Here is a 23,581-nt window from a genome sequence, read left to right as displayed (position 1 = left end):
TTTTCCAGACAGGAGTTCCCTTTGATGACTGAGTCCCAATTCACGCCGCGCGTGTTTTCTGGTGCGCAGCCTTCGGGCAATCTACACCTCGGCAACTATCTCGGGGCGCTTCGGAACTGGGTGAGAATGCAGAGCGAGGAGTTTGAGACTATCTATTGCATGGTCGATCTGCACGCGATCACCGTCTGGCAAGACCCAACCGAGTTGCAGCATGCAACGCGGGAGCTTTGTGCCGGTTACATCGCTTCCGGTCTAAACCCGGAAAAATCAATCTTGTTCAACCAAAGTCAGGTGCCGGAACACGCGCAACTGGCCTGGATATTCAACTGTGTCGCGCGCATGGGATGGATGCAGCGCATGACCCAGTGGAAGGACAAGGCTGGCAAAAACCAGCAGAACGCTTCGCTTGGCCTGTTTGCCTACCCTGCTCTGATGGCAGCCGATATTCTGATCTATCACGCAACCCATGTGCCAGTTGGCGAAGACCAGAAACAGCATCTGGAGTTGACCCGCGACATCGCCATAAAATTCAACAACGATTTTGGCGTCGATTTCTTTCCCATCACCGAACCGGTGATCGAAGGGTCAGCGACAAGGGTCATGAGCTTGCGGGATGGGTCCAAGAAGATGTCAAAGTCCGATCCCTCGGACATGAGTCGGATCAACCTGACCGACGATGCAGATGCGATCGCAAAGAAAATCCGCAAGGCCAAGACCGACCCTGACGCTTTGCCGTCGGATGTCGAAGGTCTGGAGGGCCGCCCCGAAGCGCGTAATCTGGTCAATATCTACGCAGCACTCAGCGAACAAAGCATCGAGCAGGTTCTGGCCGAAGTTGGCGGCAAGCAGTTCGGTGATTTCAAACCGATGCTGGCTGATCTGGCGGTCGCCAAGCTGGCCCCAATCTCGACTGAGATGTCGCGCCTTATGGGAGAACAGGCCGAGATTGACCGGATTCTGGCTCACGGGGCCGAACGCGCCCGCCAGATCGCTGCTCCGATCCTGCAAAAGACCTATGAAATCGTCGGTATGGTCGGATCGGCATCACGCTGAATGCACTGGACCTTCGCCTGACGCCCACCTAGGGTCTGCCTGAACCAGAGGAGGGCGTCATGGCAACCGGCAAAAACATCCGGACCTACTTTCAGGGCCAATGGCATGACGGGGATACACCCATCATGCGCGCAGCGGATCATGGGGCCTGGCTTGGATCATCCGTATTCGATGGTGCCCGCTATTTCGACGGGCTGGCCCCTGATCTGCACGCCCATTGCGCCCGGGTGAACCGGTCCGCTGAAGCCCTGATGCTGACACCCACCATGACAACCGAACAGATGGTCGAATTGGTGCATGAAGGGTTGCAAGCCTACAGCCCTGACACAGCTGTTTATATCCGCCCGATGTATTGGGGCATTGATGGCGACAGCACGGCAATCGTTCCGCAGGAAAACAGCACAGGGTTTGCCATCTGTCTGGAAGAAATCCCGATGGCACCGGAAACGGCTTCAGCCACGCTGTCGACCACGCGGTTCCGTCGCCCGGTACTGGAATCAGCAGTGGTCAACGCCAAAGCCGGGTGCCTTTACCCCAACAATGCGCGCATGTTGCAAGAGGCGCGCTCAAAGGGATTCTCGAACGCACTGGTCGCTGACGCGATGGGCAATGTGGCCGAAACGGCAACAGCCAACATCTTCATGGTCAAGGATGGCGAGGTCTTTACCCCGATCCCCAACGGCACATTTTTGGCAGGGATCACGCGGGCGCGACATATCAAGAATCTGCGCGAGGATGGTGTTACAGTTCATGAAACGGTCTTGGGTTTCGAGGATTTTCACCAGGCGGACGAGGTTTTCATGTCCGGCAATATGAGCAAGATCACACCTGTGACTGCGCTAGAAGACACACAGTTTCAGGTTGGTCCAATTGCCCGCCGTGCCCGCGCACTTTACTGGGACTGGGCTGCAAGCGAACGCTAGTAATCGACATGAACGTGTCCGAGTTGCCAGCACGCAAACGCTCGGGCATGATCTCTTAAAATTGAAGAGGACACCCATGCGTAAGTTCTTAGTTGTTCTGGATGACAGCCGTGAATGCCTGAACGCAATGCGGTTCGCCGCGATGCGTGCCGCGCATACAGGTGGCGGCGTGACGATCTTGTCGGTTATTCCGCCGGACGAGTTCAATCACTGGATCGGTGTTGCCGAAACCATGCGCGAAGAAGCCCGGGAACGTATCCATGCCCATTTCGAAGTCTTCGCCAAATGGATGCGCGACAAACAGAATGTAGAACCTGAACTGGCCATTCGCGAAGGTGATCCGGTGCCGCAGATCATCGAACATGTTCAGTCTGACCCTGAGATCGGCGTTCTCGTTCTTGGGGCGGGAACTGACAAGAAAGGCCCCGGCCCGCTGGTGACCCAGCTCACAAAGAACTCTGGCAGCCTGCCGATCCCGATAACGATTGTTCCCGGTGATCTGAGCAAGGAAAAGCTGGAAGAAATCACCTGAGGATCGAACGTGGCGAAGACGTTGCAGTTCTGGTTCGACTTCGCCTCGACCTATTCCTATCTCAGCGCGATGCGAATCGAACAGGCCGCACGGAGCACAGGTGTCTCGGTCGACTGGCAACCTTTTCTGTTGGGGCCGATTTTCGCGGATCAGGGATGGCGCACATCGCCGTTCAACCTGTATCCGGCCAAAGGGCGCTATATGTGGCGTGACATGGAACGTCTTTGCAGCGCACGCGGGCTGCCGTTAGTTCGGCCTGACCCGTTCCCGCAAAACTCCCTCACCGCAGCGCGCCTGACTTTGGCCCTTGCGCATGGTGAGGAACGGGTTGCCTTCGCAAAGGCTGTCTTCAGCGCTGAATTCGGGGACGGACGGGACATCTCCGACGAAGACGTGCTTGAGGATTGCCTGAAGATGGCAGATCTGCCTGCGGCAGTGATGAATCGCCGAAAAGATGCGAGCATCAAAGCTGCGCTGTTCGAGCAATCCGCGCGCGCAAAAGCACTTGGCCTGTTCGGCGCACCGAGTTTTGTGGCGGGGGCAGAGCTGTTTTGGGGAGATGACCGGCTGGATGAGGCGATTCGTTACTCGCTCACGATTTAGAATCGTTCCAAATATTGACTTCTCCGACCCCTGAGCGCATATCAGAAACACCTCAGACGGAGCTGCCTCATGTTCATCCAGACCGAATCCACCCCAAACCCGGCCACATTGAAATTTCTGCCCGGCCAAACGGTGCTTGAGGCTGGAACCGCGGATTTCCCGACAGCCGAGGCTGGTGATAAGTCCCCACTGGCCAAACGAATCTTTGCGGTAAACGGTGTGACCGGTGTGTTCTTTGGAAACGACTTTGTCACTGTGACCAAATCCGACGAAGTTCAGTGGGATCACATCAAACCTGCAATTCTTGGCGCAGTGATGGAGCATTATCAATCCGGCCAGCCTGTCATGGGTGCCGACGCGGCAGCGGCCTCGGGTCATGCCGAACATACCGGAGAAGATGCGGAAATCGTCAATCAGATCAAAGATCTGCTGGACAGCCGCGTGCGCCCGGCCGTGGCACAGGATGGTGGCGACATTACCTTTCATGGCTTTGATCGCGGCGTGGTCTATCTGCACATGCAGGGTGCCTGCGCGGGGTGCCCGTCATCGACCCTGACACTGAAGATGGGTATCGAAAACCTGCTGCGCCACTACATCCCTGAAGTGACCGAGGTTCGACCAGTTGCCGTCTGACCCGACGATCCTGGCATTTGATACATCGGCCGCGCATTGCGCGGCCGCTTTGTTGCGTGGCGGTGTGATCGCAATATCCCGTGTCGAAGACATGGCACGCGGCCAGGCCGAACGGTTGATACCCTTGTTGCAAGAAGTACTGACCGAAGCCGGTTGCGTATGGGCCGATCTGGACGCAATCGGTGTTGGGATTGGGCCCGGCAATTTCACGGGTATACGCATTTCGGTCTCTGCCGCCCGGGGCCTTGCCTTGGGCCTTGGCGTCCCCGCGGTGGGTGTTTCTGGATTCGATGCTCTGATTGAACTGGCAGAAGAGAGCCAACGTCCAGCCATCCCTGCGCCGCGCGAACAGGTGTATGTACAACTTCCCGGAACCGGCCCTTGCCTGTTGCCTTTGGGCGAGGCCGAACAGCATGGGCCTTTGTATGTCTGCCCCGACCCCGCATTGCAGGTACAAGCCGTTGCCAGACTTGCCGCAAGACGATGGCACAGCGTCAGTGCGCCTCCAGCCCCGCTATATGTCAGACCTGCGGACGCGGCCCCGTCCCGAGATGTGCCGCCTGTGTTGCTGGACCAATGACGCCTTACGAGATGGCAGCGACACATGCAGCGGCGTTCACCCAGTCACGCCCATGGACTGCCGATGAGTTCGCCAGCCTTTTGGAGAACCGGTTCACTGATTACGTCGGGGATGACCGTTGCTTTGTCCTGTTTCAGGTGATCGCGGGTGAGGCAGAGTTGCTGACGATTGCGACTCACCCAGCGTTTCAAAGACAAGGGCTCGGGTCACAGGCGATGCACGACTGGCACGACCGGGCAGTCACTTTGCAGGCAAACCGCGCTTTTCTGGACGTCGCTGCCGACAATGTTGCAGCAATCGCTTTGTACTGGCGATGCGGGTATCGCCAGTGCGGTCAGCGCAAGGGTTATTATTCCAGAAAAACAGGCCCAAATATCGATGCTCTCGTGATGGAACGCCGACTGCCCTAACGGCAACCAAAGATTTTTTAGACCATTTGGTCAGAAATCAATTGACCATCACGGTTGCAAACGTCCTTAATTCCCGCCATCACAACACTTATGCTCGCTAAAAGTGGGTAAACGGGGCTAATCTTACCTCGTGCCAACAAAAAAAATGGGAGACTTAAATGACCCTGATGAAATCCTTGATGGGTGCTGCCGCTGCTGTCGCTCTGACCGCAGGTGCAACTTTCGCCGAACCGGCGCTGATCTTTGACCTGGGCGGCAAGTTCGACAAATCTTTCAACGAAGCCGCGTATAATGGCGCGCAGCGTTGGGCCGATGAGACCGGCGGCGAGTACCGCGAGATCGAGATCCAGTCGGAAGCACAGCGCGAACAGGCTCTGCGCCGTTTCGCAGAATCAGGTGCCAATCCGATCATCACCATGGGCTTTGGTATGGCCGATCCGTTGTCGGCCGTTGCAGGCGATTATCCTGAAACCAAATTCGTGGCTGTCGACGTGAACTGGCTGGACATCCCCAACATCCGCCAGATCGGCTTTGCCGAGCATGAAGGATCGTACCTGGTTGGCATGATGGCAGCGATGGCATCGAAATCGGGAACCGTTGGCTTTATCGGCGGTATGGACATTCCGCTGATCCGCCACTTTGGTTGCGGATACGCACAAGGCGCCAAAGCCGTGAACCCGGACATCAATGTTGTCGCCAACATGACCGGCACCACCCCTGCGGCATGGAACGACCCGGTAAAAGGTTCGGAACTTACAAAAGCACAGATCAGCCAGGGTGCTGACGTGATCTATGCCGCGGCTGGCGGTACAGGTGTTGGCGTTCTGCAAACGGCAGCCGACGAAGGCATCCTGTCGATCGGCGTGGACAGCAACCAGAACCACCTGCATCCGGGCAAGGTCCTGACGTCGATGCTGAAACGTGTGGACGTCGCGGTGTATGACGCGATGAAAGCAGGTGACGCCGTAGAAACCGGCGTGTTCACCATGGGACTGGCCGAAGAAGGTGTAGGCGTCGCCATGGACGATAACAACAAAGAGCTTGTTTCGGTCCAAATGAACGATGCGGTGGAAGAAGCCCGCAAAGCCATCATCAACGGCGATATCACCGTTGTCAGCTATTACGAAAACGACAGCTGCCCCGCACTGCAGTTCTGATATCGCGCGGGGCGGAAGGAACCCTTCCGCCCCGCCATCCACTCTGCCATCCGTGCCACCTGCCGGATGGGCTTTTCGGCAGTTGAGGGTAAGACATGACCGTCCCCGCCATTGAGCTCAAAGGGATCTCCAAATCCTTTGGGCCGGTTCAGGCCAACAAAGACATCTCAATCAGCGTCGCCCCCGGTACGATCCATGGGATCATCGGTGAAAACGGTGCGGGCAAATCCACGCTGATGAGCATCCTCTACGGCTTTTACAAAGCCGACAAAGGTGAAATTTGGATCAACGGGACAAAGACCGAAATCCCTGACAGCCAGGCGGCTATCGCCTCGGGCATCGGGATGGTGTTTCAGCACTTCAAGCTGGTGGAGAATTTCACTGTTCTGGAAAACATCGTTCTGGGTGCCGAAGATGGCGGCCTTCTGGCTCCGTCTCTGGCCAAGGCCCGCAAAGAACTGAAAGAACTGGAAGAAGAATACGAACTGTTCGTTGACCCCGACAAACGCATTGATGAGATCGGTGTGGGGATGCAGCAGCGTGTCGAAATTTTGAAGGCATTGTATCGCAAGGCCGAGATTCTGATTCTGGATGAACCGACTGGCGTTCTGACCCCGGCAGAGGCTGACCAGCTGTTCCGTATCCTGGATCGTCTGCGAGCCGAAGGGAAAACGATCATCGTGATCACCCACAAGCTGCGCGAAATCATGGAAAACACCGATACCGTTTCGGTCATGCGCCGTGGGCAGATGACGGCTACGGTGAAAACTTCAGACACCAGCCCTGAAGAACTGGCCGAACTGATGGTAGGCCGTAAGGTTTTGCTGCAAGTCGACAAGGTGCCTGCTACGCCGGGCAAACCCATCCTTGAGATCGAAAAGCTGAGCGTTTTTGATTCCGCTGGTGTTGAACGGGTTAAAGGTATCGACCTGACCGTTCGTGCCGGTGAGATCGTTGGCATTGCCGGTGTGGCGGGCAATGGACAGTCGGAGTTGCTAGAGGTTCTGGGCGGGATGCGTCCGGGACAAGGCTCGATCAAGCTGAATGGCGAACCGCTGGCACTAAGCGGTGCCGGATCAGACGGTCAGGCGCGTCGTGCACAGCGCATCGCGCATGTGCCCGAAGACCGTCAGCGCGAAGGCCTGATTATGGATTTCCACGCGTGGGAGAACGTGGCCTTTGGCTATCACCGGGACCCCGCTTATCAGCGTGGCCTGTTCATGGACAATTCCGCGCTGCGCGCTGATACCGAAGCCAAGATCGAGAAATTCGATGTTCGGCCACCGGATCCTTGGCTTGCCGCCAAGAGCTTTTCGGGCGGGAACCAGCAGAAAATCGTCGTTGCCCGCGAAATCGAGCGAAACCCTGACCTGCTGCTGGTCGGCCAGCCGACACGTGGCGTTGATATTGGTGCGATCGAGTTCATTCACAAGCAGATCGTTGCCCTGCGCGACCAAGGCAAGGCGATCCTGCTGGTTTCGGTTGAGTTGGAAGAGATCTTCTCGCTGTCCGACCGGATCGCAGTGATGTTCGACGGGCATATCATGGGCGAACGCCTGCCCAGCGAAACAGATGAAAAAGAACTTGGCCTGCTGATGGCCGGTGTTGCAGGAGAGGCCGCGTAGGATGGAAAAAATGCCTAAATGGGCCGATGTCGTTCTGATCCCGCTGATCAGTCTGTTGCTGGCCGCTTTCCTGTCTGCGCTAGTCATCCTCGCCATCGGAGAAAACCCCGTCGAAGCTGTTAAGCTGATGGTTACAGGCGCGTTGGGGTCAACCTATGGCTGGGGCTATACGCTCTATTACGCGACAAACTTCATGTTTACCGGCCTTGCGGTCGCCGTCGCATTCCACGCCCGCTTGTTCAACATTGGTGGCGAAGGTCAGGCGATGTTGGGCGGTCTTGGGGTGGCCATGGTTTGCCTGTACGTCGACTGGCCGCATTGGAGCATTGCATTGCTTGCGGCCTGCGCGGCATCAATGCTGTTCGGTGCGTTTTGGGCCGCTATCCCAGCCTATCTTCAGGCCAAGCGCGGCAGCCATATCGTGATTACCACGATCATGTTCAATTTCATTGCCGCTGCCTTTCTGAACTACATGTTGGTCAACATCATGCGCCCGCAAGGGTCGCAGGACCCGGCAACCGCGCGATTCCCCGAAACCGTCCATCTGCCAACTTTCCAGTCAATGTTCTCGACCGCAGAAAACGTGGTGTTCCGGGGGGCTCCGGTAAACATTACATTCTTCATCGCGTTGCTGGCCTGTGTCGTCGTCTGGGCGCTGATCTGGCGGACCCGGCTGGGCTATGAAATCCGAGCTTATGGCCACTCTGAAACCGGCGCGGTCTATGCCGGTATCTCACCGGTTCGCATTACTATTGTTGCGATGCTGATCTCGGGTGCGCTGGCAGGTTTGATGGCCATCAATAACGTCATGGGCGAGGCGGAGCGCCTTGTCCTGAACTCGACCGAAGGCGCTGGGTTCATCGGGATTGCCGTGGCCCTTATGGGGCGCTCACATCCTTTCGGCGTATTGCTGGCCGCGCTTTTGTTCGGGTTCCTGTATCAGGGCGGGGCGGAACTGGCCCTGTGGGCATCGATCCCGCGCGAGCTGATCGTAGTCATTCAGGCGCTGGTGATCCTGTTCACCGGTGCGCTGGACAACATGGTACGGATGCCGCTTGAGAAACTGTTCCTTGGTATGCGGAAGAGGGCAGAGTAATGGACTTCTTTGTAACCCTCATCCAGGTTCTGGATTCGACCATCCGCCTATCCACGCCTCTTTTGCTGGCCTGTTTGGCCGGTCTGTATTCGGAACGGGCTGGCATTTTCGACATCGGGCTGGAAGGCAAAATGCTCGTGGCTGCGTTCTTTTCTGCGGCTGTCGCGGCGGTTACGGGTTCAGTCTGGCTGGGCTTGCTGGCAGGCATCGGATCCTCATTGGCGCTGTCAGGGCTGCACGGGTTGGCATCGATAACCTTCCGGGGCAACCAGCTGATTTCGGGTGTCGCAATAAACTTTCTCGCCTCGGGCCTGACAGTTCTTGTCGCCCAAAGCTGGTTCCAACAGGGCGGTCGAACGCCCTCGCTCTTTGGTGGCGGCCGGTTCGAGCCTATCAACTTTCCATTTGCCGATGCGCTTGGAGGGGTTCCGATTGTCGGCCCGATCTATTCCGAACTGCTCTCGGGCCATTCGATCCTTGTTTATGTGGCATTCCTGATGGTTCCAGCAACGTGGTGGGTGCTTTTCCGCACACGGTTCGGCCTGCGCCTGCGGGCTGTGGGTGAAAACCCGGCAGCCGTCGACACGGCAGGTGTATCCGTGGTTGGCCTGCGCTTCGCAGCCGTCGCGATCTGTGGCGTACTTTGTGGTATCGCGGGCGCTTATCTGGCGACGGCTTTGCAGGCGGGGTTCGTCAAGGAAATGACCGCTGGTCGTGGCTTTATTGCGCTGGCCGCCTTGATCTTTGCCAAATGGCGCCCGTGGCACGCCATGTGGGCCTGTTTGCTGTTTGGCCTGCTTCAGGCGGTAGCACTTCGGTTCCAAAACATCGATCTTGGTGGCGTAGTGATTCCGGTCCAGGTGATGGACGCCCTGCCCTATATCCTGACAGTTGTTATTCTGGCCGGTTTTGTCGGCAAGGCCGTGCCACCACGGGCAGGCGGAGAGCCCTACATCAAAGAGCGCTGATAAGGCCAGTTCCGAATGGAGTTTCAGTCCTGTTCGCTGCAAGGCGGCATGCAGAGTTGATTTTGCATGCCGCAACCGTTCTAAGAGGGTATGCACGTATACCTTCCCATAGCCGAAGTTTCTGTCAGCCCATTCCTGCTGTTGGGGATCGGTGGGGTCGTCGGTGTTTTATCTGGCATGTTCGGTGTCGGCGGAGGATTTTTGATCACTCCGCTGCTGTTTTTTATCGGCATTCCCCCGGCGGTTGCCGTTGCGACATCAGCCAATCAGGTTGTCGCTTCCTCCATTTCGGGATTGTTGGCGCATCTCAGGCGCAAGACCGTGGACCTGAAAATGGGAAGCGTTTTGCTGACCGGAGGGTTGTTTGGCGCGGCCCTGGGTATGGTGGTTTTCAATTTTCTCAAGCATCTCGGACAGGTCGATCTGGCTGTACAGATTTGTTATGTCGTGTTTCTGGGGGCCATCGGAACCCTGATGTTCATTGAAAGCCTTGCCGCCATCCGAAAAGCCAGAAAGTCCGGGTATCAACCTGCCCCCAAGCGACGCCAGCGTACATGGGTTCACGCACTGCCCTTCAAGATGCGGTTTCGGGCATCAAGCCTGTACATCTCGGTCATACCACCTGCTCTGGTCGGGTTTGGTGTTGGCATCCTGTCAGCGATCATGGGTGTCGGCGGCGGGTTCATCATGGTACCCGCGATGATCTATGTTCTTGGCATTCCGACCAAAGTGGTTATCGGGACATCCCTGTTCCAGATCATTTTCGTCGCCGGTTTCACAACCATGATACATGCGTCGACAAATTTCAGCGTCGACATAGTGCTTGCCCTGTTCTTGTTGCTTGGCGGCGTTCTGGGCGCGCAATTGGGGACGCAGATCGGTGCACGTCTGAAAGCCGAACAGCTGCGCATTTTGTTGGCGTTGCTGGTCATGGGCGTTGCCGGAAAGATCGGATTTGACCTTTTATTGCCGCCGTTGGAGATCTTTTCTCTGGCAGAGCCTGGAGGGGTATGATGTTGTTTTCCCCGTACCACACGACAATAACCGCTCTTGAATTCGAGTTTGATAGAAGGCAAGCCAAGACCCAGCGCAAAGTGACGGTATCATGCATATTTACCTGCCCATAGCCGAAGTCTCGGTAAATGCATTTCTACTCCTTGGTCTGGGTGGAATGGTTGGAATTCTGTCGGGGATGTTCGGGGTCGGCGGCGGGTTTCTCATGACGCCGCTGCTGTTTTTCATTGGCATACCACCGGCTGTTGCGGTTGCGACAGAGGCCAATCAGATTGTTGCATCGTCCTTTTCCGGGGTGCTTGCCCATTTTCGACGAAAGACCGTTGACCTCAAGATGGGTACGGTTTTGTTGATAGGCGGTCTGGTCGGGGCTGCATTGGGCGTTGTTGTCTTTAACTATCTAAAAAGCCTGGGCCAAGTCGACCTTCTGGTAACCCTTTGTTACGTGGTCTTCCTTGGTATCATTGGCAGCCTGATGTTCATCGAAAGCCTGAGGGCGCTGCGCAAAGCCAAGAAAGGCGGGGCAGCTCCAGCCAAGCGCCGCCAACGTGGCTGGGTTCATTCGATGCCCTTCAAGATGCGCTTTCGCACATCAGGTCTTTATATCTCGGTCATTCCACCGGTTGTAGTTGGTCTAAGCGTCGGGGTCTTGTCCGCGATTATGGGGGTCGGTGGCGGCTTCATCATGGTCCCGGCGATGATTTACCTGCTGGGAATGCCCACGAAAGTCGTTGTCGGCACATCGTTGTTTCAGATCATCTTCGTAACCGCATTTACCACGATGCTGCACGCGACCACCAACTATACAGTGGACATTGTCCTGGCGGTTTTGCTGCTGGTCGGGGGCGTCATTGGCGCCCAGATCGGAACCGTAATCGGTTCGCGCATGCCGGCAGAACAACTACGCGTTCTGTTGGCGGCGCTGGTTCTGGTCGTCTGCGGCAAGCTGGCCCTTGATTTGCTTCTTGAACCATCCGAGCTTTATTCGCTTGGCAACAGCGGGGGGCATTAAGAATGCTGCGCTATGTCTTTGCCGCTTTGTGCCTGTTCTGCCTGCCCGCCGCAGCCGATGAAGAGCAGGTCGTCCTGGGCCTCAGCCAGGATCGTGTTGCGATCACTGCCGACTTTGACGGGTCTGAGATCCTCATTTTCGGGGCCATCAAACGGGAATCACCCATTCCGCCAGGCCCACCAGTCGCGGTTATTGTAGCGGTTGCAGGCCCGTCCGAGCCCGTAACGGTTCGCCGCAAAGAGCGAAAGCTTGGGATTTGGGTAAACACCGATAGCGTTCTGGTCGACCTGGCACCAAGTTTCTACGCAGTTGCCACCAGCGAACCGTTGGATCAAATTCTGACCGATACCGAAGACCTGCGTCACCGCATTTCGATCGAACGCGCGATCCGGTCGGTCGGAGCGGCGATGCACATCCGTGGTGCTCAGGATTTTGCAGATGCCGTGATCCGTATCCGTGAATCTGAACAGCTGTATTCCATCCGCGAGAACACTGTGGCCGTGGACGAACAAACCTTGTTCCGGACGTCAATTGACATGCCTGCGGACCTGACCGAAGGGGATTACTCAGCTCGGATCTTCCTGACCCGCGGAGGAGAGGTTGTATCGCAATACGAAACCAAAATCGACGTCCGCAAAGTCGGGTTGGAGCGGTTTCTGTACAATATGTCCCGTCAGCAACCCGTTTGGTACGGGCTGATGTCATTGGTTATCGCAATTGCCGCGGGTTGGGGCGCGTCGACAGCGTTCCGACTGTTGCGGGAAAACTGACACTCACCCCCTGCCGATATAGGGCATGGTCGTGGCCATGACCGTCATGAACTGCACATTCGCCTCGGGCGGCAGGGTGGCCATATGCAGAACGGAACGCGCGGCATCTTCAACCGCCATGGTTGGGTCCGGCGTCTGGCCTGCCGCCTGCGCCGCATCCACCAGATCCTGAACCATCTGCGTGCGTGCGTTGCCGATATCGATCTGACCACATGCAATTCCAAAGGATCGTCCATCCAGTGAAAGGCTGCGCGTCAGCCCCGTAATGGCATGTTTGGTCGCCGAATAATGTACAGAATTCGGACGCGGAACATGCGCTGCAATCGAGCCGTTATTGATGATCCGCCCGCCCTGCGGGCTTTGATGACGCATGATCCCAAAGGCCTCACGCGCGCATAGAAACATACCGTTCAAGTTGACGTTGACGGTTTGATACCAATCGTCCAACGCGATTTCGTCGATTGTGCCCCCGCGGGCAAAAATACCAGCGTTGTTAAACAGAACATCAAGTCGCCCTGTCCGATCCATGAAGGCGTGGAACGCTTGTTTGACTGCGTCCGGGTCGGTCACATCGGCGGGCATTGCTATGGCCGCCGGGTATTCTTGCGCGAGGGCATTCAGCTTGTCCGCGCTGCGCGCCAGCAGCCCGACCGTCCAGCCCTGCGCCAGAAAAAGCTCGGCGGTGGCCCGACCGATGCCAGAGCTTGCACCAGTTACGATTATGGAACCCATGTCTCTTCTGCCTCCAGTGCGAGTGAAACTGCGGGGACCGCGCGCAAATCATCTATCTGCAACGGGTGGGTGGGTTTTGACAATCGATTGCGAACCACCCAGATCAAACGCTCCTGTGCGCGGGTGATCGCGACATAAGCCAAACGCTTCCACAAAGGCTGCCCGGCCTCAGTACGGCCCATCCGGGCGGCGGCGTAAATGTCAGGGGCAAACACCTGAACCGTGTCCCACTGTGATCCTTGTGCCTTGTGTATCGTCACCGCAGCCCCGTGCAAAAACGTCGCCCCCATACGGGCGGCAAAAGGAATGAAGGGCTCTTCCTCATCCGGTTTTTCGATCTGGACAATCGACGCGGCGCTGACCTGTGGGTCTTCGGCCCCGATCACATGCAAGCGAGAAAACCCCGGCTTGCGACCGGGACCAAGATAGACAACCTGGGCCCCCTTGATCAGGCCGCGCGCCTCAAGATCCAACCGCTTTTTGCGGTGCTTCAACGGCAACTCGATCCCGTCGCAGATCAGCGGCTCACCTTCCAAAAGCTCCGTATCCGGTGCGCCATGAACTTGCCTGAACGCCTGTATCAAACGAATGCGCGTGGCGTTGCGCCAAACCAGAACCGGGCTGCGCGCCATCAGATCAACTTCGACCCGCTGCCCCCAAACGACCCTGTCATCCCGGCGGGCGGTGTCTTCGACCAAACGCTCAAATTCTTCAAATCCCATCGACGGATTGGCAAGAGCGTGCGCCAGGTCCAGGATCGGGTTATCCGCGTCTTGCCGATGTACCCGCTGAAGCGTCAGCTTTCGTGGTTCGGGCAAGGCTTCAAACACCATGCTGCCGGACTGATTGACCGGAGCCAGCTGTGCGGGATCACCGAACAGCAGAAGGGTCGGGAATATCTCTTTCAGGTCTTCGAACTGACGATCATCCAGCATCGACGCCTCGTCGACAAACCCGATGTCCAGCGGTTCCTCGCGGCGTTTCCAACCTGTAATGAAGTCAGATCCGCGCAATCCGGCAGCGGCCAGCGCTCCGGGAATCGATTTGTTGTTACGATAAAACGCAGCAGCACGGTCCAAAGCTTCGTCTGTCAGACCTTCGATCTCGGGGCGCTCGTCATTTCCGGCCAGCCATTCGGCGATACGCTCGTATTCCGGGTCATAGACCGGCGTATAAAGGATGCGGTGAATTGTGGTTGCCGGAACACCTCGAAGGCGCAGAACACTTGCGGCTTTGTTCGTAGGGGCCAGAATAGCAAGGCTGCGCTTGTCTCTGGATTTACGACTTTCGTAGTCGCCGGACACGACCTGAACACCGGTCTCAGCCAGCGCTTTGTAAAGTTTGGCCAACAGCAACGTCTTGCCGGACCCGGCCTTGCCGATCACAGCCATCACGCCAGACTTCCCTGCCCCCGGCAGTTTCAGAAGGGCATCGTCCTCCAGGTCGACACCGGCTGAGCGCAGCATCTCGGCGATGCTGTCATACGCGGCGGCCTGATCATCTGAGAAGGTCACATTCGGCAAAGACATGGCGCGACCCTACAGGGCCGCGCCAACCATCACCAGATGCGGATTTGCGTTTTCCGGTCCTTAGGCAGACAGGGCAAATCGGTGCAGTTTGGATCGCCCGAAAGCTGCATTGAACCACATGCGCGAAAGCTCACGCGGGATGCCCGCCCGTTCGGCCACGCGGTTGCAATCATCCGCTGAATAGGGCCATAGCCCGACCGAGATCTGGTCACGCCCTGTGCCTTGGGTTCCAAGAACCTCGGGGGACGACCCGATCAGACGATAGATCCGGATCATGCGGGCATCAAATACACCGGCAATATGCGTCAGGCCAAAGCCCTCCATCATCTCACCGCCGCTGAGCATGATGGCCCCGGCAGTGTGCGGGCTGGCTGTGCGGGACAGGCAGAACCGGGTCACCTCCCAGATCAGAGGGCTGCAAATCGGCTTTCCACCGTTGAGATGCCCAAACACCTCATTGATCATTACCCGGCCGGTTGTCGGCAATACCCGCATTGACCCACCATGGCTGCCATCCGGTTCTTCCCAGATGACATAAAGCGGGTTGAGGTCGTCGTACTCATCCCGCTCTTCTCCTTTTTTGTTGACATGGACGTCCCACCCCAACCGGGTTTTGAACTGATCTGCGCGATCCTTGAACATCCCCTCAGCCAGAGTCGGAAATCTGTGTAACTCATCGGCATATAGATAACGCAACATGACTTTTCCCCTTGTCGTCCTGTGCAGGAACGAAGGGGGTACAGAGTCGTGGTTAATATTGCGTTTTGAGGACGCTTTGCCCTTAAACGACTATTAATCCCCGGCTGAGTGCCGTTGCTATTGCGTGGGTCGTGTTAAGGGCTCCGAGTTTCGATCGGGCGCTTTCAATGTAAACGCGTAACGTGTGTTCGGAAATCGACAGGGAATGCGCCACCTGAGCGCGGCTGTAACCCAGTGCCAAAAGGGTAATGGCGTCGATTTCACGGGGCGACAGGCTGCGCGTTGCATCCGGTTGCCTGTCTTTTTCAAACTCCAGCGCTTTGCGATTGATATAGTGCGCAACAAGAATCAACTCGCGCCCAAAGGTCGAGATGAAGGTCTGCCAAGTTTGATCGTCGCAACTATGGTTAACGGTAAAAAGAGCGAACTGGCCGTTTGGCCCTCGGATCGGGATCGAGTATCCCTGATTGCCGACCCCATGGTCGTGGGCATCCTGAAGGAATGATTTGGCCACCTTGCTGGACCAGTCCAGAGACTTCCAGTCAACCGGGTGAAATCGCTGGAAACACCCCAGAATTACAGGATCAATACGATGATAGTTTTTTTCCCTGTATCGTTCGTCCCAGGCGTCTGAGTAGGTCGTATAGCCGTATTGGTCCCCCGCGCCGTCAACCCAGTGATATGTCAGATGTGCGACCTTCAAAGTGTCTCGCAGACATTCGGCAACGGTGCTGAGCTCTTCAAGCGTGCTGGTGTTTTCCAAATCCTGAAGGATTTGACCCAAATCGGTTTTCGTTCCCATCCGCGGGCGCCCGTGCCTCGTTCTTTAGGGACGCGATCTCGGCCGCCGCAATCAGCCTTGTATCATCAAGCTGTTCTGCAAGCGCGCTCAACCCATTCGCAACGGCAAAAGCGTTGAGGTCCGATAGTACGTCCAATATCCACTCATTTTGCGCCATCAGGGTCTCTCTGAAACAGTTAACGAAGCGTTAACACAACCATAACATGTATGATCTTTTTCGACCTATTCACCGGTTTCTACTCCCCAAAAATAGCGGGAGTAATAATCGCAAGCATTTGAAACCATGAAAAAGGTCTGCAAACAGCAAACCACCCGCGAACCGGCAGTGCGATTCGCGGGTGGTTTTTGTCTAAGGTCCTGAACTGTTTCAGCCTGCGTCCAAAACTTCTTCGAGTGTGCGCAGCCCGGTACGCGGCGCCTGAACAAGCACAGACATGTTGCCCGGCTTGTGTTCATTCCGCAGCATTTTCATATGTGCTTCCGGAAGGTCGTTCCAGGCAAACACCTCGGACATACAGGGGTCCAGACGGCGCTCGACCATCAGCTTGTTCGCCGCTGCCGCTTGTTTCAGATGGGCAAAATGCGAACCCTGCAGGCGTTTCTGGTGCATCCACATGTAACGTACGTCGAATGTGCAGTTGAACCCGGACGTCCCCGCACAAATCACAACCATGCCGCCTTTTTTCACCACGAAGGTCGAGACCGGGAAGGTGCTTTCGCCCGGATGCTCGAACACCATGTCGACATTGTTGCCCTTGCCGGTGATATCCCAGATCGCCTTGCCGAACTTGCGGGCCTCTTTGAACCACTCGGCGTATTCAGGCGTATTGACCGTGGGCAGTTGGCCCCAGCAATTAAAGTCGCGGCGGTTCAAAACCCCTTTTGCGCCCAGACCCATGACGAAATCGCGCTTGCTTTCGTCCGAAATCACCCCGATCGCGTTTGCCCCGGATGTGTTGATCAACTGGATAGCATAAGACCCCAGACCGCCCGAGGCACCCCAGACCAGAACGTTCTGACCCGGTTTCAGGTCGTGCGGTTCGTGACCAAACAGCATACGGTAAGCTGTCGCTAGTGTCAGCGTGTAGCACGCCGCTTCTTCCCAGGTCAGGTGCTTGGGGCGCGGCATCAACTGCTGAGCTTGCACGCGTGTGAACTGGCTGAACGAGCCGTCAGGTGTTTCATAGCCCCAGATCCGCTGACTGGTCGAGTACATTGGGTCGCCGCCGTTGCATTCTTCGTCATCGCCATCGTCCTGGTTGCAGTGGATGACAACTTCATCGCCAACCTTCCACCGCTTGACCTTGTCGCCAACAGCCCAGACGATACCCGATGCATCAGAGCCTGCGACATGGTACGGTGCCTTGTGGCCATCGAAGGGGCTGATCGGCTGGCCCAGTGCAGCCCAGACACCGTTGTAGTTAACGCCTGCTGCCATCACCAGAACAAGTACCTCATTGCTGTCCAGCGTGGGTACATCTACCACTTCCTGCTGCATTGCAGTGTTTGGCTCGCCATGGCGTTCCTTTCGGATGGCCCATGCGTACATTTGTTTCGGGACATATCCCATCGGAGGGATCTCACCCATTTCATAGAGGTCTTTTTCAGGTGCCTCATACGACGCGATACCGGTTTCGGTGTCCAAAGCCATGCTGGCCTCCTTTTTCAATACTTTTGCCGCGACGCAGAATCGCGTGCTTTATCAGATGAAATATTGGCCATCGCGAAATATTGCAACCGTTTTTGATGCAAAATTGTAATTTTATGACCCAGCGGTCGCAGAAATTATTTTGCAGACGCAGAAACAGAAGGGCGCGCGGAAACCGGTACAGATGCTGCATAATACTCCAGCAAATCACCGCGTTGCCCAGATTCGGAAAGAATATGCCCCTGCCGCTTGAGTATCCGTCGTTCAATCAACTGATCCAAAGCGCTTGATATGGCCGACGCATTGTCTTGGGTCTGCTTACCGTCACGTTCCATCATCGCCTGAATACAGGACCGCAGATCCTGTTCCGCCATCGGCCCATTGTCACGTATCAGCAAACAAGCCGCAGGGGCCGGGACCAACGGGATCGCGTTCTGGATACGCTGCATCAATGTGCGCGCCAGATCGGTCATCATGTCATCACTGCCCTCGGCCCGGAACTCTTTCAGAGAAATCGGGATTCCGTACCGGACCGATGCCAGCCCAAACCGCTTGTAACGCCCGATCACTCGCCGCCAGAACTGTTTGAGAATCCAACGCGTGATGACCCCGATCCGGGCCCGAAAACGACGTTCTGTTCCTAACGCTGCGCGGGTCAGAATGGTGTCTTCAAGCACGCGGTCATAATTCAAAGCGACAGGAACGAATACGACATCACGCCCCTGCGACGTCGTCCCATCCATTATATACTTGAGCAATCCAAGCTTTGGGCGGGCGAGCGCTCCTGTCAGGCTTAAACCACCTTCTGGAAACATGGCTTGCGTAACACCGGCTTCGGTCGCATGGCGCACATAGGTGGACAAAACCTGCCGGTAGAGCTCGCTGCCTGACTTGCGCCGGATAAAGTAGGCCCCCATTGCCCGGATCAACTGGCTCAGCGGCCAAACCCGCGCCCATTCTCCTACTGCGTAGGATAAAGCAGAGTGCGGGGCCGCCAGATATGTAACCAATACGTAGTCCATATTGCTTCTGTGGTTCATCACAAAAACAACGGTTGCATCAGGGTCGATTGTCCTGACCGCGTCTTCGTCCTCGTAGCTAAGCCGCACCTCGTAGAACGTGTTGCTTAACAGCCGGGCTAGCCGGATCGCAAAACTGAAATAGGCGAAGGCGGAAAAGGACGGCACGATCTCGCGGGCATAGCGGCGTGCCTGCTCGGACGCAACGGCTTCGGGTATTCCAGTTTCGAGGGCGTGATGCTGAACCGCTTTACCAACCTGCGGATCATAAATCAGCCGTTGAATCATGTCGTGCCGACGGGCCAGCTTGAACGGTTGGATCGGACGTTGCAGGCGCTGGTTCAAACGCGCCACGGCACGTTCCAACCGGCGGCGGAAAAACCATCGGACTGACGGGAACAGAAAATGTGAAGCGAAAGTAACCATGGCAAAGACCACGATCAGCACAAAAAGCCAAAGCGGAAGTTCCACGGTTTGCGTCATGGCCGCACCTTGCCACCAATCGCAGCTGCTCACAATCTGAACAATTGCAGGATGCCGCAACGCAGCGAATTGACATGTCCCGAAAATTGCGCTTTAGAACCTCAGGACGTAATTTTATTGCCCACCGAAACGCGAGGCCCCTTCATGACGCAGATGCAGAAAGATCGCCCCTGGCTCATCCGGACCTATGCCGGTCATTCCACCGCCAAGGCCTCGAACGCGCTTTATCGTGGCAACCTCGCCAAAGGGCAAACCGGTCTTTCGGTTGCCTTCGATCTGCCCACCCAGACCGGATATGACAGTGACCACACGTTGGCACGTGGCGAAGTTGGCAAGGTCGGGGTGCCCGTCTGCCATCTGGGCGATATGCGGGTTTTGTTCGATCAGATTCCGCTGGAACAGATGAACACGTCAATGACGATCAACGCGACCGCCCCTTGGTTGCTAGCCCTTTACATCGCCGCGGCCGAGGAACAAGGCGCTGACGTTTCCAAATTGCAGGGCACGGTCCAGAACGACCTGATCAAGGAATATCTGAGCCGGGGCACTTATGTTTGCCCGCCAAAACCGTCGCTGAAGATGATCGCAGACGTGGCTGAGTATTGCTATTCCAATGTCCCCAAGTGGAACCCGATGAATGTGTGTTCCTATCACCTGCAAGAGGCAGGCGCGACACCGGAACAAGAACTTGCTTATGCGCTGGCAACAGCCATTGCCGTGCTGGACGAGCTGCGCCCCCGTGTTCCGGTCGAAGATTTTCCGGCGCTGTGTGGTCGGATTTCGTTTTTCGTGAATGCAGGAATCCGTTTTGTTACCGAAATGTGCAAAATGCGCGCGTTTGTTGATCTTTGGGATGAAATTCTGCAACAGCGGTATAGTGTTGAGAACCCAAAGTTCCGCCGCTTCCGCTATGGTGTGCAGGTAAACTCACTGGGCCTGACCGAACAGCAGCCAGAGAACAACGTATACCGCATCCTTATTGAAATGCTGGCCGTGACGCTGTCGAAAAGCGCGCGCGCCCGCGCGGTGCAGTTGCCTGCATGGAACGAGGCACTTGGCCTGCCACGCCCCTGGGACCAGCAATGGTCCATGCGGATGCAGCAAATTCTGGCCTATGAAACTGATCTGTTGGAATTCGATGACCTGTTCGATGGCAACCCGGCTGTTGATGCCAAGGTCGAAGAATTGAAAGCAGGCGCGCGGGCAGAGCTGGCGAACCTGGATTCGATGGGCGGTGCGGTTGCGTCTATTGAGTATATGAAATCCCGCCTTGTGGATTCCAACGCCGAACGTCTGAACCGGATCGAACGCAACGAAACCGTCGTTGTCGGCGTGAACAAATGGATGGAAGGCGAGGCTTCCCCCCTTCAGACTGAAGATGGCGGCATCATGGTCGTTGATCCTGCCGTGGAACAGGAACAGATCGACCGCTTGAATGCGTGGCGGGCTGAGCGGGACGAAGCGGCTGTTGCAGCGACCTTGGCCGCGTTGCGCCAAGCGGCTCAGACAGGAGCAAACGTCATGGAGCCGTCCATTGCCGCTGCCAAGGCGGGTGTGACCACCGGCGAATGGGCCGAAGAGATGCGCAAGGTCTTCGGCACTTATCGTGGTCCGACCGGCGTTTCCGGATCGGTCTCGAACAAAACCGAAGGGTTGGATGACCTGCGCGCGGCGGTTGATGCCGTCAGCGACAAACTGGGGCGACGCCTGAAATTTCTGGTTGGAAAACCGGGATTGGACGGCCATTCCAACGGCGCCGAACAAATCGCGTTCCGTGCCCGCGACTGCGGCATGGATATCAGCTATGAGGGTATCCGGCTGACCCCGGAAGAAATTGTCACCTCAGCCCGCGACGATGACGCACATGTCATCGGGTTGTCGATCCTGTCCGGTAGCCATCTGCCTTTGGTCGAAGATGTAATGGATCGGCTGCAGAAGGCTGGCTTGTCTCACATTCCCGTGGTTGTTGGCGGAATTATTCCGGATGACGATGCCGCAAAATTGAAAGCCATGGGTGTAGCCAAGGTTTACACCCCCAAAAACTTTGAACTTAATGCGATCATGAGCGATATCGTAACACTGGTTGACCCCAAAAACCTCGCAGCCGAGTAACTGAGGTTTTAGACCCTTAATTCCCCGTTTCTTCCCTTTTGATATTTGGGATGGAATAAACCATTCGTTATAATTACGGTGCGCACTCAAGTGCACCGTAAATAATATCCTTCGGAGATGAATGATGGGGATCAATCTTGAACAGATGTCGCGTAAAGACCTTTTGGCATTGCGTGACGATGTCGAAAAAGCCTTGGTAGGAGCCGAAAAACGCGAGCGCCGTGAGGCTTTGAAAGCCGCAGAAAAGGCTGCCGCGGAATTCGGATACTCGCTGTCCGAGCTTTCAGGCGACACACCCCGCGCATCCAAGAACACGAAAACAAAAGAAAAATACCGCAACCCTGCCAATCCGGAACAAACCTGGACAGGTCGTGGCCGCAAGCCGAAATGGGTGCATGACGCGTTGCAGGCGGGTGCCGATATTTCCGATCTTGAAATCTGATCGGGGCGGAACAAACAATGACAATTCATATCGGCGCTGAAAAAGGTGAAATTGCAGAAACCGTTCTATTACCCGGAGATCCTTATCGGGCGAAATGGGCGGCCGAGACGTTTTTGGACGATGTGAAGCAAGTCAATAACGTTCGGGGGATGCTTGGGTTTACCGGAAATTGGAAGGGGAATCCTGTAACGATACAGGGTAGCGGCATGGGAATGCCCTCGCTCTCCATTTACGTAAACGAGTTAATTCGCGATTACGGCGCAAAAACCCTGATCCGAATTGGGTCGTGTGGCGGAATGCAGGACAGCGTAAAAATACGAGACGTCATTCTGGCAATGACGTCAACAACGCTGAGTACGCCGTCACGCGGTATCATGAAAGAACTGAACTTTGCACCCTGCGCCGATTGGAGTTTGTTGCAGGCGGCCGCAAAGGCGGCGGCTGCCAAAGCAACCCCTAACCATGTCGGCGGGATTTATTCTTCGGACGTTTTCTATGATGAGCGCCCGGACCTGAATGAACAGATGGTGCGCCACGGGATTCTCGGCGTCGAAATGGAGGCGGCCGAGCTCTATATCCTTGCAGCGCGCCACAAATGCCGTGCTCTGGCAGTTCTCACCGTTTCCGATCACCTTCTAACGGGAGAGGCTCTGCCATCCTCGGAACGTGAAAGCAGCTTTGGAGACATGGTGGAAATCGCGCTACAGGCCGCATTTCCGAGCAGCTGACAATGATGTAGTTGCCCGCTGAACCTAGCGCCCGTGCGTGCGATCATAGCCATTGCGCGCCGGGCTTTCCCAGCCATCCAGGTCTGTGACCGTCGCGGCAAATGTTTCGACCAACAAGGGAAAACACGCGGCTGTGTCCGAGGAATGTTCGGAGGAACAATCCCCACCCGGACAAGCGCTGAGATTGCCCAGCAGATCGATCTCAGCAAAGAACTCCAGATAGTCGCCGGGGCGAACGGGCGATGCTTTCATGAAATACTGACCTGTATCCCGAGTGAAACCGGTACACATGAAGACGTTCAGAACGTCGTGCACCACAGGTTCGGCCTCATCCATCGGAATACTCAGATGATCCGCCAGCGCGCGGGTCAGGTTGGAATGACAACAGTGGTGATACTGCGTGCCGGACAGCAAATTGCCCGTATATGGATCACAACGCGTGCCGATTACGTCATGAACCGATCCCCCGTATGCATCGATCCCGTACCATTCCAGTGTATCCGCTATGATCGTGGCCATCGGGCGCAGATGTGGGAAACTGGACCACATCCGCTCTCCGGTGGTCAGGTGCGTGCCATGCAAAGCCCGCGTTTTTCCGGAATAAAAGCGCTCGGATAAATCATTGCGGTTCCACAGGTTCAAATCGCCAACCTGCGGGCCTTCAACCGATGTGATGCGAAAGAAATGCCCGGCAGGTACATCAAAACAGCACGCCTCACGCGGAGGAACCAGGACTTCGCCGGTTTTGACTGCCCGTTGGCGTACAGATCTCATCCAGGGCAAATCTGGTCGCGGCAAGGCATCGTTCGGATAACAAATAACAGGGGCGACCGAACGACGGGCTTCGGCATCTTCGGGGGGGCGGGCAGTATTCTCAGAACCAGTCATGGCGTGCAGAGTGGCGGATTCTCTGGCTCGCGAAAAGCCCTATTCTCAACCATCACTTGCCTTCAGGCATCGCATAGGTTGGTCCGTCGCAGCGATTTCCGCTCCACAATAGTTGCACCGCCA

General features: G+C 56.3%; 24 protein-coding genes. 17 read left to right on the top strand and 7 right to left on the bottom strand.

The features are described from left to right. Window positions 1–24 precede the first annotated feature (24 nt). The 14 genes from trpS to ACR0NZ_RS09455 all read left to right on the top strand — a co-directional run bounded on the left by trpS (window position 25) and on the right by ACR0NZ_RS09455 (window position 12,376). Window positions 25–1,053, top strand: a complete 1,029-nt coding sequence (trpS, locus tag ACR0NZ_RS09520; protein WP_480518485.1) for a tryptophan--tRNA ligase — start codon at window positions 25–27, stop codon at window positions 1,051–1,053. Window positions 1,054–1,112: 59 nt separating this feature from the next. After that, on the top strand, window positions 1,113–1,976 hold the full coding sequence (locus ACR0NZ_RS09515) for a branched-chain amino acid aminotransferase (protein WP_480483196.1): 864 nt from the start codon (window positions 1,113–1,115) through the stop codon (window positions 1,974–1,976). Window positions 1,977–2,052: 76 nt separating this feature from the next. Beyond that, the gene (locus ACR0NZ_RS09510) at window positions 2,053–2,508 is read left to right on the top strand and encodes a universal stress protein (protein WP_267366250.1); all 456 of its coding nucleotides are present in this window, start codon (window positions 2,053–2,055) and stop codon (window positions 2,506–2,508) included. 9 nt (window positions 2,509–2,517) lie between these two features. Then, on the top strand, window positions 2,518–3,111 hold the full coding sequence (locus ACR0NZ_RS09505; protein ID WP_480518483.1) for a DsbA family protein: 594 nt from the start codon (window positions 2,518–2,520) through the stop codon (window positions 3,109–3,111). Between the two features lie 69 nt (window positions 3,112–3,180). Beyond that, on the top strand, window positions 3,181–3,744 hold the full coding sequence (locus tag ACR0NZ_RS09500; protein ID WP_480475144.1) for a NifU family protein: 564 nt from the start codon (window positions 3,181–3,183) through the stop codon (window positions 3,742–3,744). Next, window positions 3,734–4,324: a tRNA (adenosine(37)-N6)-threonylcarbamoyltransferase complex dimerization subunit type 1 TsaB gene (tsaB, locus tag ACR0NZ_RS09495; RefSeq protein ID WP_480518481.1), complete on the top strand. Its 591-nt coding sequence runs from the start codon at window positions 3,734–3,736 to the stop codon at window positions 4,322–4,324. The genes ACR0NZ_RS09500 and tsaB overlap by 11 nt, the downstream gene beginning before the upstream one ends. Further along, complete coding sequence (locus ACR0NZ_RS09490) at window positions 4,321–4,734, top strand: GNAT family N-acetyltransferase (protein WP_480518479.1); 414 nt, start codon at window positions 4,321–4,323, stop codon at window positions 4,732–4,734. The genes tsaB and ACR0NZ_RS09490 overlap by 4 nt, the downstream gene beginning before the upstream one ends. Before the next feature lie 158 nt (window positions 4,735–4,892). Beyond that, the gene (locus ACR0NZ_RS09485) at window positions 4,893–5,891 is read left to right on the top strand and encodes a BMP family lipoprotein (protein WP_480486668.1); all 999 of its coding nucleotides are present in this window, start codon (window positions 4,893–4,895) and stop codon (window positions 5,889–5,891) included. Between the two features lie 95 nt (window positions 5,892–5,986). Then, window positions 5,987–7,516 carry an ABC transporter ATP-binding protein gene (locus tag ACR0NZ_RS09480; protein ID WP_480475136.1) on the top strand — a complete coding sequence of 510 codons (1,530 nt, stop codon included), beginning with the start codon at window positions 5,987–5,989 and terminating at the stop codon, window positions 7,514–7,516. Window position 7,517: 1 nt separating this feature from the next. After that, on the top strand, window positions 7,518–8,612 hold the full coding sequence (locus tag ACR0NZ_RS09475; RefSeq protein ID WP_480475134.1) for an ABC transporter permease: 1,095 nt from the start codon (window positions 7,518–7,520) through the stop codon (window positions 8,610–8,612). After that, window positions 8,612–9,580 (top strand): ABC transporter permease, encoded by a 969-nt coding sequence (locus ACR0NZ_RS09470; RefSeq protein WP_480475132.1) that lies wholly within the window; start codon window positions 8,612–8,614, stop codon window positions 9,578–9,580. The genes ACR0NZ_RS09475 and ACR0NZ_RS09470 overlap by 1 nt, the downstream gene beginning before the upstream one ends. Window positions 9,581–9,670: 90 nt before the next feature. Beyond that, window positions 9,671–10,594: a sulfite exporter TauE/SafE family protein gene (locus tag ACR0NZ_RS09465; RefSeq protein ID WP_480483182.1), complete on the top strand. Its 924-nt coding sequence runs from the start codon at window positions 9,671–9,673 to the stop codon at window positions 10,592–10,594. A 91-nt stretch (window positions 10,595–10,685) separates the two neighbouring features. Then, the gene (locus tag ACR0NZ_RS09460) at window positions 10,686–11,606 is read left to right on the top strand and encodes a sulfite exporter TauE/SafE family protein (protein ID WP_480518477.1); all 921 of its coding nucleotides are present in this window, start codon (window positions 10,686–10,688) and stop codon (window positions 11,604–11,606) included. Window positions 11,607–11,608: 2 nt separating this feature from the next. Then, window positions 11,609–12,376 (top strand): TIGR02186 family protein, encoded by a 768-nt coding sequence (locus tag ACR0NZ_RS09455; RefSeq protein WP_480483180.1) that lies wholly within the window; start codon window positions 11,609–11,611, stop codon window positions 12,374–12,376. A gap of 3 nt (window positions 12,377–12,379) precedes the next feature. Here the strand turns inward: ACR0NZ_RS09455 and ACR0NZ_RS09450 are convergent, their stop codons facing one another. The 6 genes from ACR0NZ_RS09450 to ACR0NZ_RS09425 all read right to left on the bottom strand — a co-directional run bounded on the left by ACR0NZ_RS09450 (window position 12,380) and on the right by ACR0NZ_RS09425 (window position 19,288). Then, window positions 12,380–13,108 carry an SDR family oxidoreductase gene (locus ACR0NZ_RS09450; RefSeq protein WP_480518475.1) on the bottom strand — a complete coding sequence of 243 codons (729 nt, stop codon included), beginning with the start codon at window positions 13,106–13,108 and terminating at the stop codon, window positions 12,380–12,382. Continuing rightward, window positions 13,096–14,637, bottom strand: a complete 1,542-nt coding sequence (locus ACR0NZ_RS09445; protein ID WP_480518473.1) for an ATP-dependent DNA helicase — start codon at window positions 14,635–14,637, stop codon at window positions 13,096–13,098. Before ACR0NZ_RS09445 ends, ACR0NZ_RS09450 begins: the two co-directional genes overlap by 13 nt. 60 nt (window positions 14,638–14,697) lie before the next feature. Beyond that, window positions 14,698–15,336: an acyl-homoserine-lactone synthase gene (locus ACR0NZ_RS09440; protein WP_480518471.1), complete on the bottom strand. Its 639-nt coding sequence runs from the start codon at window positions 15,334–15,336 to the stop codon at window positions 14,698–14,700. 82 nt (window positions 15,337–15,418) lie between these two features. Beyond that, window positions 15,419–16,138, bottom strand: a complete 720-nt coding sequence (locus ACR0NZ_RS09435) for a helix-turn-helix transcriptional regulator (RefSeq protein ID WP_480518469.1) — start codon at window positions 16,136–16,138, stop codon at window positions 15,419–15,421. Between the two features lie 367 nt (window positions 16,139–16,505). Further along, complete coding sequence (ccrA, locus tag ACR0NZ_RS09430) at window positions 16,506–17,789, bottom strand: crotonyl-CoA carboxylase/reductase (protein WP_480518467.1); 1,284 nt, start codon at window positions 17,787–17,789, stop codon at window positions 16,506–16,508. 134 nt (window positions 17,790–17,923) lie between these two features. Continuing rightward, window positions 17,924–19,288 carry a 1-acyl-sn-glycerol-3-phosphate acyltransferase gene (locus ACR0NZ_RS09425; protein WP_480518465.1) on the bottom strand — a complete coding sequence of 455 codons (1,365 nt, stop codon included), beginning with the start codon at window positions 19,286–19,288 and terminating at the stop codon, window positions 17,924–17,926. A gap of 51 nt (window positions 19,289–19,339) precedes the next feature. Here ACR0NZ_RS09425 and ACR0NZ_RS09420 point away from each other — a divergent pair, with 51 nt between their 5' ends. From ACR0NZ_RS09420 to deoD, 3 genes are all read left to right on the top strand, one after another. Continuing rightward, window positions 19,340–21,400: a methylmalonyl-CoA mutase family protein gene (locus tag ACR0NZ_RS09420; RefSeq protein ID WP_480518463.1), complete on the top strand. Its 2,061-nt coding sequence runs from the start codon at window positions 19,340–19,342 to the stop codon at window positions 21,398–21,400. 124 nt (window positions 21,401–21,524) lie between these two features. Next, window positions 21,525–21,842, top strand: coding sequence for an H-NS histone family protein (locus tag ACR0NZ_RS09415; RefSeq protein ID WP_480518461.1), 318 nt, complete (start codon window positions 21,525–21,527; stop codon window positions 21,840–21,842). Between the two features lie 17 nt (window positions 21,843–21,859). Continuing rightward, entirely contained in the window at window positions 21,860–22,570 is a 711-nt protein-coding gene (gene deoD, locus ACR0NZ_RS09410) for a purine-nucleoside phosphorylase (RefSeq protein ID WP_480518459.1), read from the top strand. Window positions 22,571–22,594: 24 nt separating this feature from the next. On the opposite strand, the gene ACR0NZ_RS09405 is transcribed toward deoD, so the two are convergent. Continuing rightward, window positions 22,595–23,458, bottom strand: coding sequence for an urea carboxylase-associated family protein (locus ACR0NZ_RS09405; protein ID WP_480518457.1), 864 nt, complete (start codon window positions 23,456–23,458; stop codon window positions 22,595–22,597). Between the last annotated feature and the right edge of the window lie 123 nt (window positions 23,459–23,581).

The sequence above is a fragment of the Ruegeria sp. AE3 genome (genome assembly GCF_056542225.1).
Note: the sequence above shows the minus strand (reverse complement) of the source record. Positions and strands in the feature narration are given on the sequence as shown.